This is a genomic window from Helicobacter fennelliae (assembly GCF_900451005.1).
Classification (GTDB): domain Bacteria; phylum Campylobacterota; class Campylobacteria; order Campylobacterales; family Helicobacteraceae; genus Helicobacter_B; species Helicobacter_B fennelliae.
In genome coordinates, this window is the sequence record NZ_UGIB01000001.1 from 1027004 (window position 1) to 1039978 (window position 12975).

General features: G+C 39.7%; 10 protein-coding genes and 1 pseudogene. 2 read left to right on the forward strand and 9 right to left on the reverse strand.

Features of this window, described 5'->3' with window-relative positions; translation table 11 throughout:
* The first annotated feature begins 43 nt into the window (after window positions 1-43).
* Both DY109_RS05040 and alaS read left to right on the forward strand, forming a co-directional pair.
* Entirely contained in the window at window positions 44-1039 is a 996-nt protein-coding gene (locus DY109_RS05040; RefSeq protein WP_023949686.1) for a hypothetical protein, read from the forward strand.
* A gap of 96 nt (window positions 1040-1135) precedes the next feature.
* Window positions 1136-3901, forward strand: a complete 2766-nt coding sequence (gene alaS, locus DY109_RS05045; protein WP_023949687.1) for an alanine--tRNA ligase — start codon at window positions 1136-1138, stop codon at window positions 3899-3901.
* A 49-nt stretch (window positions 3902-3950) separates the two neighbouring features.
* Here alaS and DY109_RS05050 read toward each other — a convergent pair whose 3' ends face one another.
* The 9 genes and pseudogenes from DY109_RS05050 to DY109_RS12635 form a co-directional block, all read right to left on the reverse strand.
* Entirely contained in the window at window positions 3951-4658 is a 708-nt protein-coding gene (locus DY109_RS05050) for a glycosyl transferase (RefSeq protein WP_023949688.1), read from the reverse strand.
* A gap of 116 nt (window positions 4659-4774) precedes the next feature.
* The gene (locus DY109_RS05055) at window positions 4775-5131 is read right to left on the reverse strand and encodes a glycosyltransferase (protein ID WP_112058955.1); all 357 of its coding nucleotides are present in this window, start codon (window positions 5129-5131) and stop codon (window positions 4775-4777) included.
* A gap of 190 nt (window positions 5132-5321) precedes the next feature.
* Window positions 5322-5852, reverse strand: a complete 531-nt coding sequence (locus tag DY109_RS05060) for a DUF2393 family protein (protein WP_023949692.1) — start codon at window positions 5850-5852, stop codon at window positions 5322-5324.
* A 33-nt stretch (window positions 5853-5885) separates the two neighbouring features.
* Window positions 5886-6581, reverse strand: a complete 696-nt coding sequence (gene hisIE / locus DY109_RS05065; RefSeq protein ID WP_023949693.1) for a bifunctional phosphoribosyl-AMP cyclohydrolase/phosphoribosyl-ATP diphosphatase HisIE — start codon at window positions 6579-6581, stop codon at window positions 5886-5888.
* Between the two features lie 18 nt (window positions 6582-6599).
* Window positions 6600-7703: a prohibitin family protein gene (locus tag DY109_RS05070; protein WP_023949694.1), complete on the reverse strand. Its 1104-nt coding sequence runs from the start codon at window positions 7701-7703 to the stop codon at window positions 6600-6602.
* 11 nt (window positions 7704-7714) lie between these two features.
* The gene (locus DY109_RS05075) at window positions 7715-8638 is read right to left on the reverse strand and encodes a branched-chain amino acid transaminase (RefSeq protein ID WP_023949695.1); all 924 of its coding nucleotides are present in this window, start codon (window positions 8636-8638) and stop codon (window positions 7715-7717) included.
* A gap of 102 nt (window positions 8639-8740) precedes the next feature.
* Window positions 8741-10141 carry a DEAD/DEAH box helicase gene (locus tag DY109_RS05080; protein WP_023949696.1) on the reverse strand — a complete coding sequence of 467 codons (1401 nt, stop codon included), beginning with the start codon at window positions 10139-10141 and terminating at the stop codon, window positions 8741-8743.
* A gap of 619 nt (window positions 10142-10760) precedes the next feature.
* A complete protein-coding gene (locus DY109_RS12335; RefSeq protein WP_414629182.1) occupies window positions 10761-12275 on the reverse strand; it encodes a methyl-accepting chemotaxis protein in 1515 nt (504 codons plus the stop codon).
* Window positions 12261-12830, reverse strand: a pseudogene (locus tag DY109_RS12635) (cache domain-containing protein); the annotation flags it as partial. The pseudogene DY109_RS12635 and the gene DY109_RS12335, both read right to left, overlap by 15 nt.
* Window positions 12831-12975 lie beyond the last annotated feature (145 nt).

Sequence of the window (12975 nt, forward strand, 5' to 3'; positions counted from 1 at the left end):
ATAATTGCGTGATTGTATCAAATCAAAAATTAAAAGGTTTTTATTGAAAAAGTTCATCAGTGTTTTTTTGGGTATTTTTTTGGTGGGCTGTGTATATAGCGTTGGGAGTCCGCTCGCTTTTCCCAAAATCGAATGCTCAAATCCAAAAAATTTCTCAAAATCTCAAAAAGATAATCTCATCTACGCCTATACATTTGGCGCAAAACAAGGTATGGGCTACATTATGGCAGCTATCGCGTGGCAAGAATCCTGTGCGGGCGCATATATGATGAATTTTTCTGATCCATCAGCAGGGCTATATCACGCGCATATTCCTGTCGTTATCAAATATTATTCAAACTACAAAGATTCTGACTTTACGCGTAATGTCATGGGGCAAATGCTAATTGATGACAAAGACTTTGCAAGCCAAATCGCCTTAAGCACATTATTGTATTGGTATAATTACCACAAAAAAAATCTTAAAAATACGATTAAATCCTATAATAAAGGCTTTAAATGGGAAAAAGACAAAACAAGCAATGTGCTTGCAGAATCGTATTATAAAAGCATTACAAAAAAAATAGCTCTTTTGCAATCCTATCTTCCACCACATCTTGCATTATCACAAAACAAAAACCAAATCACAGCACAAAGTAACTCAAAATCTCTACCTCTAGCAAAATCCAGCGCGACAAAACCGACTACGACAAAATCTAACGCGACAAATGTGGCAAAACTCTCAGCCAAAAACCAAGCCATTGCTAATTCATTCCACAATCGCCAAACCCAACGACAATCCGCCAAAACCACACAACAAAACACACAAGCAGAATCTAATCACCAAACATCTTCAGAATCCACTTCAAAATCTACGCTAGAATCTAAACCGGAATCTATTTTGGATTCTACGCTAGATTCCAATTCAAATTCCACTTCACCTACTACGCAGGATTTTATCGATATTCCAGCCAACCAACCCCAGAATCAACATTTTGATGAAAGCGCAGAATCTAAAATGGATTTTGAGGATTATCATTTGATTTTTGAAGGGTATTGAAGCATTATGTGGCATTTGATGTGAATTTTGCTATGATGTGAATTTTGCTATAATGAAGCCCATTTTTCACAAATCCAACCTAAAGGCTTTTTTCTTATGAATCCTCAAACCCTTGATGTGCGGGCTACGTATTTAGACTACTTCCACAAAAACGGGCATAAAATTTACCCCTCAATGCCACTTGTGCCTGATGATGCGAGCCTGCTTTTTACCAACGCTGGAATGGTGCAGTTTAAGGATATTTTCACAGGCAAGATTCCCACGCCAACGCCCCCAAGGGCGACAAGCTCGCAGCTTAGTATGCGCGCAGGTGGTAAGCATAATGACTTAGAAAATGTCGGCTACACTGCGCGCCACCACACACTTTTTGAAATGCTTGGCAACTTCAGCTTTGGTGATTATTTCAAAAAAGAGGCGATTGCTTTTGCGTGGGAATTTGTAACGCAGATTCTAGGCTTTGATAAAAGCGTGCTGTATGTAACCATTCATGAAAGCGATGATGAAGCCTTTGAGCTATGGAGCGCGCATATTGAGGCAAGCCGCATAAAAAGAATGGGCGATAAAGACAATTTTTGGCAAATGGGAGATAGCGGACCTTGCGGACCTTGTAGTGAAATTTATGTCGACCAAGGCGCAAAATATTTTCATACGAGCGAGGATTATTTCGGCGGGGAAGGCGATAGATTCTTAGAAATTTGGAATCTCGTGTTTATGCAGTTTGAGCAAAAAGACGGCGTGAGAACCCCGCTGCCAAAGCCAAGCATTGACACAGGAATGGGCTTAGAACGCGTCATTGCACTTTTGGAAAAAAAGATAAATAACTTTGACACCTCGCTTTTTGCGCCCTTAATGCAGTGCATTGAAAAACTCACGGGGCTAACTTATTACCACGATGACGCGCTTTTGGATAATGCGATGAATTTTGATAGTGCGCGCTTAAATGAATTGCGCAAACAAATCGCTAGCTTTCGTGTGATAGCTGACCACGCCAGAAGTGTGGCATTTTTGCTCGCGCAAGGCGTGAATTTTGACAAAGAAGGGCGCGGCTATGTTTTGCGTAGAATCTTGCGGCGCGCGGTGCGGCATGGCTACTTGCTTGGGCTAAAAAAACCCTTTTTGTTTGAAGTGCTAGATTCTGTTTGTGAGTCTATGGGCGGGCATTATGGCTTTTTGCTTGAGCGCAAAGAGGTGATAAAGGAGCAGTGCAGGAATGAAGAGGAGAGGTTTTTTGAAACGATAGAATCGGGAATGGAATTATTTAATTCTGCCCTATCGTCATTGCGAGCTTTGCAAGAGCAAAGCGAAGCAATCCATAAAGATTCTAAACAAAATCCAAACGTACAACACAATGATGTATCGCTGAAAGACAAGCCCTTGTTATTTAGCGGTGAAGTGGCGTTTAAGTTATACGACACCTACGGCTTCCCACTTGATTTAACGCAAGATATGTTGCGCGATAAAAATATCGAGGTGGATTTAGTGGTATTTGAAAAAAACATGGACGCGCAAAAAAGCCGCTCAAAAGCAAGCTGGAAAGGTAGCGGGGACGTGCTCAAAGAGGGCGACTTTAAGGAACTTCTAAGTGCATTTGGTGAAAACGAATTTATAGGTTATGACTTAAAACAAGCACAGCAAGAGCAAAGTAAGATTCTCGCGTTGCTCAATGGTGATTTTAAAATAATTGAAAAATTAGGGCAAAACGAGCAGGGCTGGGTAATGCTTGATAAAACGCCTTTTTATCCAGAATCTGGCGGACCTGTGGGGGATAAAGGACTTTTATTTGAAGCAATCCACAAAACAGATTCTAAACCTTTAGCAAAAGTGCTTGACACACAAAAATACTTCGGGCTTAATCTCTCGCGCATAGAAGCTTTGCAGAACTTGAGTGTTGGTGATAAAATCCAAGCAGAAGTGGATAGCGCGCGATTTGAAATTATGAAGCATCACAGCGCGACGCATTTATTGCATTATGCCTTGCGTAAAATCTTAGGCACGCATATTGCCCAAGCAGGCAGCCTTGTGGAATCTAATCGCTTGCGCTTTGATTTTTCTCACCCCAAAGCCTTAAGCAGTGCGGAATTAGAACAAATAGAAGAGCTAGTCAATGCCCAAATCATAAAGGCAAGCGCGCAAATTTGTGAAACTATGGAGATAGAAGAGGCAAAAGCAAAGGGTGCTATGGCATTATTTGGCGAAAAATATGGCGATGTCGTGCGTGTAATCACTTTTGGAGATTCTATTGAGCTATGCGGTGGTATCCATGTAGAAAATACAGCGCAAATTGGCAGCTTTTATATCGTGAAAGAAAGCGGTGTAAGCAGTGGCGTTAGAAGGATTGAAGCCGTGTGCGGGCTAGCGGCATATCATTATGGCAAAAGCGCGCTAAAAGAAGTGGAAATGGCAAGAGAAAGCCTCAAAGCGCAGAATCTGCAACTTGGCATAGATAAATTAAAAGCACAAGTTAAAGAACTCAAAGAAAAGCGTCAAAAAAGCGCGCCAAGTGTACATAGGCTAAACGCGCAAAACATCGGCGAAGTGAAATTAATCATCGCGCAAATTGAAAATAGCGCACAAGGCGATATAAAAGAGCTCATCGATAGGGCAAAAAATGAAAATGACAAGGTCGCAATTTTGCTTATTTCAGAATCAAGCGGGAAAATCGCGCTTGCAGCGGGCATAAAAGGGCTAGATTCTAAAGGCGCGAAACTCAAAGCAGGCGCGTGGGTGAAAGAAGTCGCGCAAATTTTAGGCGGTGGCGGTGGCGGGCGCGATGACTTTGCCACAGCCGGCGGGAAAGATGCAAGCAAGATACAAGAAGCCTTGCAAAAAGCGCGAGAAATCGCACAAAACGCGCTAAGTTAATTAGAATCTAAATAAATCAAATGTGAGTCCTCTCGCAGAATCTAGCAGGCTAGATTTGCCCCTCGAGCACCTCTTGGAGAAAATAGCGTGGACGTTTTTTGGACTCGATATAGATTTTGCCAATATATTCGCCGATGACGCCAAGGCTTAGCAGTTGCACGCCACTAAAAAAGCACATAATAATAAGCGTCGAAGCCCAGCCCTGCACAGCTTTTGTGGTGAAAAACTTCGCATAAAGCACATAGCCCCCATATAGCATCGAGATAAGGAAAAACACCACGCCAAGCATACTAATAATCCGCAATGGCGTAACAGAAAAACTTGTGATGCCATTCCACGCGAGCGAAAAAAGTTTGGCAAAAGAATACTTCGAACTCCCCGCAGTGCGCTCTCTAACATCAAAATACACACGCGCACTCTTAAAGCCTAGCAATGGCACAAGCCCACGCAAAAAGAGATTGACCTCTTTAAATTCCAATAGCGCATCTATTGCACGAGCACTTAGCAAGCGATAATCAGAATGATTGTAGATAGTTTTTGCACCCATAAGATTCATAAGCCTATAAAACAAAAGCGCAGTGTGTTTTTTGGTAAAAGAATCGCTAGCGCGATTGGTGCGGATACCATAGACAATGTCCGCTCCTTGTGTGAATTCTGCGATAAAGTCATCAAGCTTTTGAATGTCTTGTTGCAAATCGCAATCTATGCTAATGGCGCAATCGCACTTATCTTTGACGAATTCAAGCGCGCAAAGCAATGCACTTTGTGTGCCTCTATTGCCGGATAGACGAAGGACTACCCCCTTTAGCGTGTCAGCGTGCGTGAGTGGATTATACTTATTTGTAGTGGTTTGTTGTGTCGAGGTTTTTTGCTCTAAAATCTCAATGGGGGGGGGGCAGATTTAGCGTGCATTGCGATATTGTGAGGAGAATCTAGGGTAGATTTGTGGCTAGATTCTGCTAAGTTTTGTAGATTCTGTTTATGTAGATTCTGATTATTTGGTGTCAAATTTGCCGACACAGAATCTTTTGTGCTCAAAAGAGCGCAGAGTTTTTCCCAAGTGTTGTCTGTGCTTCCATCATCAATAAAGCACAAAAAGCTATCCTTTGCGATTTTGTGCGAAGCGATAAGTGAGCGCATTTTTGCACTCAAAGTCGCAAGGCTTTGTTCTATCATCTCCTCCTCATTGTAGCAAGGTATCAGAAGTGCTAGAGTTGGTGGATTTTGCATGGTTTTCCTTAATCCTTAGATTTAGCTACGAGGCAATCTAGGCTTATGTTTGCACTAATTTGCACTTGATAGGGTTTTATGCGTTTATACATGGTATATTACCTTAATTTATGGGAGTAAATCAATAAATAGAGTCATTCCATATTTGATTTGTGTTTGCATCGAGATTTTGGGTCCTATCGTCTAAAATCTAATGACAGCCGAAATTTATTTTGTAGTCGTGATTTGGGGCATTGTAGCCATCGATAATACCCTGCCATTTGTAAGTTTCATTAGGTTTTAGCTCATGATGAAGAGTTGTGATATAGGCATTAAGTGGCAATATTTTATTTTTCATTTTATCGACAAAGCTTTTTTCATCATGCAATACAATCGCACTTAGCACGCATTCTGTGATTTTGAGTTTTGATTTGTTTTGAAACACAATATCAAAGCTAAGCCCTGTCGTATAGGTGAGTGGATTAAACCGCTCGGAGTGGATTTGAAGCGGAAAGATAAATTTTTTAATTACCACCTCCATACCAAATGGCATACACAGCAAAATACCAAAATCTAGCACCACAAAAAGAGCAAACACCACGCGATAATGCCAAAAAATAAGCGAGATAAACGCAAAAAGCATAAAAACCAAGAAAAAAAGCGTAAAAACGCTTAGTTCGGTAATTGTAATATGTGTCAGCGCATCAAAAAATAAAGTCTTGAATCCGATCAATGCTTGCACGCTAATCCTTTTTTGATTATCTTTGGTTGCCTTTTACTTATCTTTTCTGCTTGCCTTTTCATCTATCCCGCTTAAGCCAAATCGCCTCGCAAGCTCTTGGGTGATTTGATCAGGGTGTATATGCGCAAACGCAAGTGCTACAAGCGTATGATAAGCCAAATCCGCAGATTCATACACGATTTGTTTTGGGTCTTTATCTTTTAATGCCATCACGACTTCGCCCGCTTCTTCGATGATTTTTTTGCCTATGGCGTTTTCACCTTTGGCATACAAAGATGCAGTATAAGAGCTAGCAGGATCGGCATTTTTGCGCTCTAAAAGCGTATGATAAAGCGTATCAATCACCCCATAATCAACGCTCACGCTATCATTTTCATAATCCTTACAAACAACCTCATTAGAATCTAGTGTAATCTCTTGAAAAAAACAACTCTTTCTTCCTGTGTGGCACGCCACTCCCACTTGCTCTACTTCAAAGAGCAGGCTATCATTATCACAATCTATAAAACATCGTTTGAGATTCTGGATATGCCCGCTTTGCTCGCCCTTTTTCCAGATTCTATTTTTTGAGCGAGAAAAATAATGCATTTGCTTGGTTTGAAGTGTCAGCTCTAATGCTTGCTTATCCATAAACGCAAGCATAAGAATCTCTTTTGTTTGGTATTCTTGGATAATCGCTGGAATCAAGCTTGACTTTTGCCAATCTAGCTTATCAATTAAAGATTTCATACAAAGATTTCTGCGATGCTATTTTGAGATGCTTGAGTTTTGCTTTGTGCTTTTGCTATCAACCCAAATATTTGGCACTGCACCACCGGGTGTAAGAAAAATCTGTGCATCTTTATTTTCTTTGAGGGCGTCATTAAACTTGCCTTGTGTCTCGATTTGTCGTAGCTCAAGCAACCTTGATGAAAGAGACTCGCTTACAAGTTGATTTGCCCTTGCTTGCCCCTTTGCCTCGATGATCACCGCATCTGCCCTACCTTGTGAACGTTCTCGCAATGCTTTAGCTTCCTCTTTGGCTTTTTCAGCTTCTTGTTTGGCAACTTGGACTTGCTCGATTTTGTCTTTGACTTCTTTAGGCAAGATAATCTTTCGCAATTCCACAGAATCTAGTCGCACCGGCTTATCCTCGATCGCATTGATTTTGCCTTGAAAATTTGAAGCGATAAGGTTAGCAATCTCATCTCTTTTGCTTGGCAATTCTTCGGCATTATAATTCCCAATCACACTTCCAACCACTTCTAAAATCCCGGGCACAATGATAACTTCGTCCCATAAAGTAGTGTATTTTTCAATTGTTTTTGATACTTTTGTGCGATCAAGCTGATATTTCAAAGTCAGCTCAATCTCTACATCAAGCCCTAATTTATCGCGCACTTGAATAGGAGCTTTTTGAGCGATACTTTGATTTGATCTTTTATCAGTATCTTCGTTATTTGTAAAATGAAGTGTTTTGACTCTCGTATCAACAATAATAATATGCTGAATCATCGGCACAAAAAAATGCAACCCCGCGCCAAGTGGCTCTGGCTCATACGCCCCAAGATTAACTTTGATTCCAACTTCACCAGAATTAATCACAACAAATGGCTTTGCCATCAAAAACAACAACCCAAGCAACACAATCACAATAATGCTTGCGATAAATTTGTTATTCAAAAAAGAAAAATTCAAATTCGCAGGATCAGGAAATGAGCGATTATTCCTATCGCCCTTATTGTTTCTGTTTTGATTATTCCAGTCATTTTTTGGTGGTTGGTCGTTTTGATTATCGCCATTATTTGGATTCTCTTTTGGAGGAAGGTTTTGTTTTTTTTGTCTTAAATGTTCGTTTAAATCAATTGGCATTGTAATCCTTTCTAATCAATATAAGTGAGATAATGTGCATATTTTGGGTTTTTGCCCATGACGACTTTTGTAAATTCTGCTTGCAGTTTTTTGGTTATCTCTCCTGCTGTGCCAGAGCCTATCGTGCGAAAATCCACTTCTCTAATGGGCGTAACCTCCGCAGCAGTGCCTGTGAAAAACGCCTCATCAGCGATATAGACTTCATCGCGTGTAATATCACGTATCACAACCTCAATCCCCAAATCCTTAGCAATCTCAATCACACTTGCTTGAGTGATTGACTCTAGCGTGTGGGTTTGTGGTGGCGTGATAAGCATACCATTACGCACGATAAAAAAGCACTCGCCACTTCCCTCTGCGATACAGCCATTATCATCAAGCAATAGCGCCTCTTCGCAGCCACAAGCCAATGCTTCATATTTTGCCATTTGTGAATTGAGATAATTTGCTGGAACTTTTGCTTTACCCATTGAGGATTTGATAGGATTACGCACAAAAGAGCTTATTTTGACTTTGATTCCATTATTTATCCCATCTTCGCCAAGGTAAGCACCCCATTCCCAAGCAGCGATCATCGTATGCACTGGAGCATTCACATGATACACGCCCATTACCCCATAGCCAAGATATACAAGCGGGCGGATATAGACATTTGTCGTATAGTCATTTTTATTTGCCTTCAAAAGCTCAATATGTGCGTTTTGCAACTCAGTTTGTGAATAAGGACAAGCAATAGCGACAATCTTACAAGAATCTAAAAGCCTTTTGCAATGATCTTTGAGCCTAAAAATAGCAAGTCCCTTATCTGTCATATAAGCTCTTGTCCCCTCAAATGCGCCATTTCCATAATGCAATGTGTGGCTTAGCACATGCGTTGTGGCATCATGCCATTTTATCAGCTCACCATCTCTCCAAATATATGTCGCTTCCTTCATACTTTCTCCTTTTTTATTTTTTTACTTACTTTCTTATATAAACTTTTGCAAACCTCGTAATTCCTCATAATTCTTCATCATTCCTCACAAACTCTAGCAAACCTATCTCACTTTATTTCTATGTGTGCTGTGTCGTTGATGTGATCTATTTGATCTTTGCGTATGCTTGGGCTTTTTGGCGTGAAAGGGCTTAGATTCTTGTGATAGATTCTGGATTTGCTTTTTACTCAAGCCGATTTTGTTATTTTGGAGATAAAAAGTCAAAAGCTTCAAACAAAACTGCGCCTGATCGACTTCTGTGCCGATTGAGCCAAAAATATCGACAGCTTCTTTGCTGACTTCAAGATCCAAAAGCTTTTTGAGTCCTTGCGATTGGCTAAATGGAATCTCAAAGAGCTTTAATTTTGAGCCGACATCATCTTGAATCCGCTGCAATTCTTTATACTCTAATGGCGTAACAAGCGTAATAGCGATACCCTTTTTGCCCGCCCGCCCTGTGCGCCCTATCCTATGGACATAGCTTTCTGGATTTAGCGGTATGTGGTAGTTAAACACATGGCTAACATCGCTAATATCAAGCCCACGACTTGCGACATCAGTTGCTACAAGAATATTTGATTTTTTGTTTTTAAACGAAGTGATAGATTCTCTACGTTGCCTTTGATCCAAATCCCCATGCAAAACGACTGATTTATACCCTTGCGAGCAGAGCATTTCATTCAGCATATCAGCTTCTTTTTTTGTGCGCGTAAAGATGATTGATGAAGTTGGCTCTTGTGTATCCAAAAGCCTCAAAATCGCGTCATTGCGCTCACCTTCATTGATTACATAATAACGTTGCGAAATATCTGTGTTTGTGATTTCAGTGGGTGTGATTTTGATATTTGTCGGGCTAAGCAGAATCTTATCTGCAAGATCTCGGATTGGCTTAGGCATTGTCGCAGAAAAAAGAAGCACCTGAATATCCTCTGGAAGATACCCAAAAATCTCTTCAATATCATCTAAAAAGCCCATATCAAGCATTTCATCGCTCTCATCAAGCACAACTATTTTTGGCGCGAATCCTTTGAGTCGGTTATTTTTGAGATGATCAAGCAATCGCCCCGGAGTTGCGATCATCACTTGAGGCTTTTTATCCAAAAATCCGATTTGATGTTTTATGTTTTGCCCGCCATACACACAAATGGTTTTCACCCCGCAAAACTTCCCAAGCTTGAAAATCTCATCGCTAATTTGCATAGCTAATTCTCTTGTCGGCGTGATGACTAACGCCTCGATTTTGCCATTGTGCTGCAAATTATTTAAAATCGGAAGCGCAAAAGCCGCAGTCTTACCCGTGCCTGTTTGTGCTTGTGCGATGAGATCGCCACCTTTGAGTATGGCTGGAATGGCTTGAGTTTGGATAGGGCTAGGCGTGGAGAATCCAATCCGCTCGATACCTCTTAGGACGGATTTTTTTAATCCCAACTGACTGAATTGACTAAAATCTATTTCATTTGACATTTTATTTCTTTCATTTTTCTTTATTGCAAGTTATTGCTAAGGTTTGATTTTGATAAGAAATTATACTTTTAAAACCTTAATCTTAAATAATCCTAAAAACACAACCCCATAAATTCTAGAATCTAATTTACATAGATTCTACTAAAATCTGTCGTTTTTGTCGTCATTGCCACAGCCCTAAGGGGCTTTGTGATGACGACAAAAGGCTGGATTGCACGACTTCCTAGTGGAAGTCTCGCAATGATGATTTAGAATCTAGATTCTAGTTTGGATTTGGATTCTTCGTTCGTTTCACTTACTCAAGTAATGACGACAAAAACAACATAGATTCTACTAGAATTTATGCAAACACAAGCAAGCATTAAAAAATTCTAGACTTTTTTAATTTTTAGATTTTAGAATTTATGCAAACACAAAAAGAGCGTAAAAGAGATTTTAAGATGAGTTTGCAAGAGCTTGATAGATTGTGCGGTTTTGAGCAAGGAGATAAGGCTAGTCGCCTATCGACGAAGCGAAAAACAAACTCGCAGCTCAAATCGCTTAAAAGCTAGGATTTAGATCCTATGGAAATATGTAAATTAGAATCTAGATTCTATGCAAAAATATTAGGATCTAAATCCTAAAACTTTTTCTTTTTTGCATCATCTAAGATAGCCTTAGCAATCAATGAGACTTCATTGCTAATCTCTGCGCTAGTATTAGCAATAGTTACATTATTTTGTGTAACAGATTCTAGATTTGAAATGGCTTCATTGATTTGGGTAATACCTGCTGTTTGTTCTTTGATAGATTCTGCCATATCATTGATTGATTGCACAAGTAGATTTGTATTTGCCTCTATTTCTCCTAGACTTTTTCCTGTGCGCTCTGCTAGCTTTCTGACTTCATCAGCAACAACTGCAAATCCTCTTCCATGCTCTCCTGCTCTTGCTGCTTCAATCGCAGCATTAAGTGCTAAGAGATTTGTTTGATCAGCTATATCTCGTATGATACCAATGACATTGCGTATATCTTCTGTTTGTTGGATTACTTCATTAGTCCTGCCTGAGACATTTTGCATAGAAGAAGTGATCTCTTCTACTGCTGTGGCTGTTTGCTCTAATGAGCTTGCTTGAGAGTGAGAGGATTGGGTAAGATTATTGACTGCTTCTTCAAGTTTATTGCTTTGGGTATTGAGTGTATTTGCAAAGTCAGATGAAGCAGAGAGCATTTTTCGTATTTCTTCACCTAAAGTATTTGTAATCACTTCTACTCTTCCTTGTGCATTTTTAACTTGCGTTGAAAAATCAAGTTTTGCAAATGAATCAAATACACGATTAAGCTCTGGTAAATCATTTCCAATAGCACTTGAGAGAAGATCTAGAAGTTTATTGACAGAATCTTTGAGTGTATTTAGCTCTGAATTACTTCCTGTGAGTGTTATTCTTTGATCTACATGTCCTTCTCTTGTGTGTTCTATAACAGCTAGAGATTGTTGGACAAGTTCTTGATCTTTTTGGAGGGATTGTTTGGTGTGTTGTATATTTGCATTAATAGCTTGAGCAATTTGTTCAAATTCATCGCCACTTTTGATTTGAAGTGTTGTTGCATCTTTGGCTTCGTGATTGATATATTTAAAGAATTCTGATAAGCCTGTTGCTATGGTTTTGAGGGGGGAGATAAAGCGATGAATGCAAAACAAAATCACAACCATACCAAGAGCAAAAAACAAAATTCCAATGAAAAAAATCATTCCAAATTGCGTGCTAATCGCAGAAGTATATTTACTTTCATTCGCACAAACCGCCACTATCCACCCAAATGGAAGCTCTGTAAAAACAGCCAAGTATGTATCATTATGGCTATCTTTATAATCTAACCAATGTTCCTGCCAATCCTTTTGCTCTGCCAACTGATTTGTTTTGGTCGCGCTTGTTGTGCTAGTTTGGGCTATATCTTGCGCTTGTTGTAATGCTTCTTGAATGCCACTTATCGCGATTGTGCTATCAGTTGCATTTATCAATTTAGTTTTTTCTTGCGCTTTGGAATGATAAAACACATTGCCCGCAGAATCTGTGATTATCAATTCACTTTCTTGCAATGCATCTACAAAAGGCTTTAGTCGCGCACTAATTTCCTCAAATGCGATATCCATACTGATTACGCCTGTAAATTTGCCATTTTTAATAAGTGGCATGGTGGCTGTAATGATTATTTTGTTTTTATCTTTAGGTGAGCTATACGCGGGTGTAAATATAGGCTTAAAAGCTTGCTTTGTATGCATATACCATTGATTTGTGCGCGATTCCTTGCGTGATTGTTTATCATTCTCCCAATTCGGTGAAAAATGTGTTTTGGAAGTGTTGGTTGTGGATTCTGTGAGGGTTGCGCCATCATCTTCATAGACAATCGATACATTGAGAGATTTAGACATCTGCGCTATTTGATAGAGAATCTGCCGTTGGGCGATCACATCATTCTTATCGAGCGTAGCGAGATTTTTGGTGGCAAACTCAAGCTTACGCCACACATCATGCGCCACCACATCAATGATTGCAGATACGCTATGAAGCTCTGTGGTTTGTGTATTTGCATAAAGTTTATAAATGCTTTTTTTGCTCTGATGATAGCTTACAAACATCACGATAGTAAATACAATCACAAACACAATTCCCACAGAAAGCATAATTTTTGAACTCAATGTTTTCATAAAGCAACCCCTAATCTCATACAAAGCACATTCTAGCTTTGAAGTTCTTAATTTTTCTTAAGTTTGTGCGCAAAATCCAAAAACTCTGAAGCTATATATTAAGATTTTTGAAGAGTTTTTGAAGTGATAAAAATGTTATTTTTTT

Bases quoted from the DNA above. Each gene is read 5' to 3' on its own strand.
- DY109_RS05055 (WP_112058955.1), bottom strand. From the start codon at position 5,131: ATGCAAAATCCACCAACTCTAGCACTTCTGATACCTTGCTACAATGAG.
- DY109_RS05070 (WP_023949694.1), bottom strand. From the start codon at position 7,703: ATGCCAATTGATTTAAACGAACATTTAAGACAAAAAAAACAAAACCTT.
- DY109_RS12335 (WP_414629182.1), bottom strand. From the start codon at position 12,275: ATGGATATCGCATTTGAGGAAATTAGTGCGCGACTAAAGCCTTTTGTA.
- DY109_RS05080 (WP_023949696.1), bottom strand. From the start codon at position 10,141: ATGTCAAATGAAATAGATTTTAGTCAATTCAGTCAGTTGGGATTAAAA.
- alaS (WP_023949687.1), top strand. From the start codon at position 1,136: ATGAATCCTCAAACCCTTGATGTGCGGGCTACGTATTTAGACTACTTC.
- hisIE (WP_023949693.1), bottom strand. From the start codon at position 6,581: ATGAAATCTTTAATTGATAAGCTAGATTGGCAAAAGTCAAGCTTGATT.
- DY109_RS05075 (WP_023949695.1), bottom strand. From the start codon at position 8,638: ATGAAGGAAGCGACATATATTTGGAGAGATGGTGAGCTGATAAAATGG.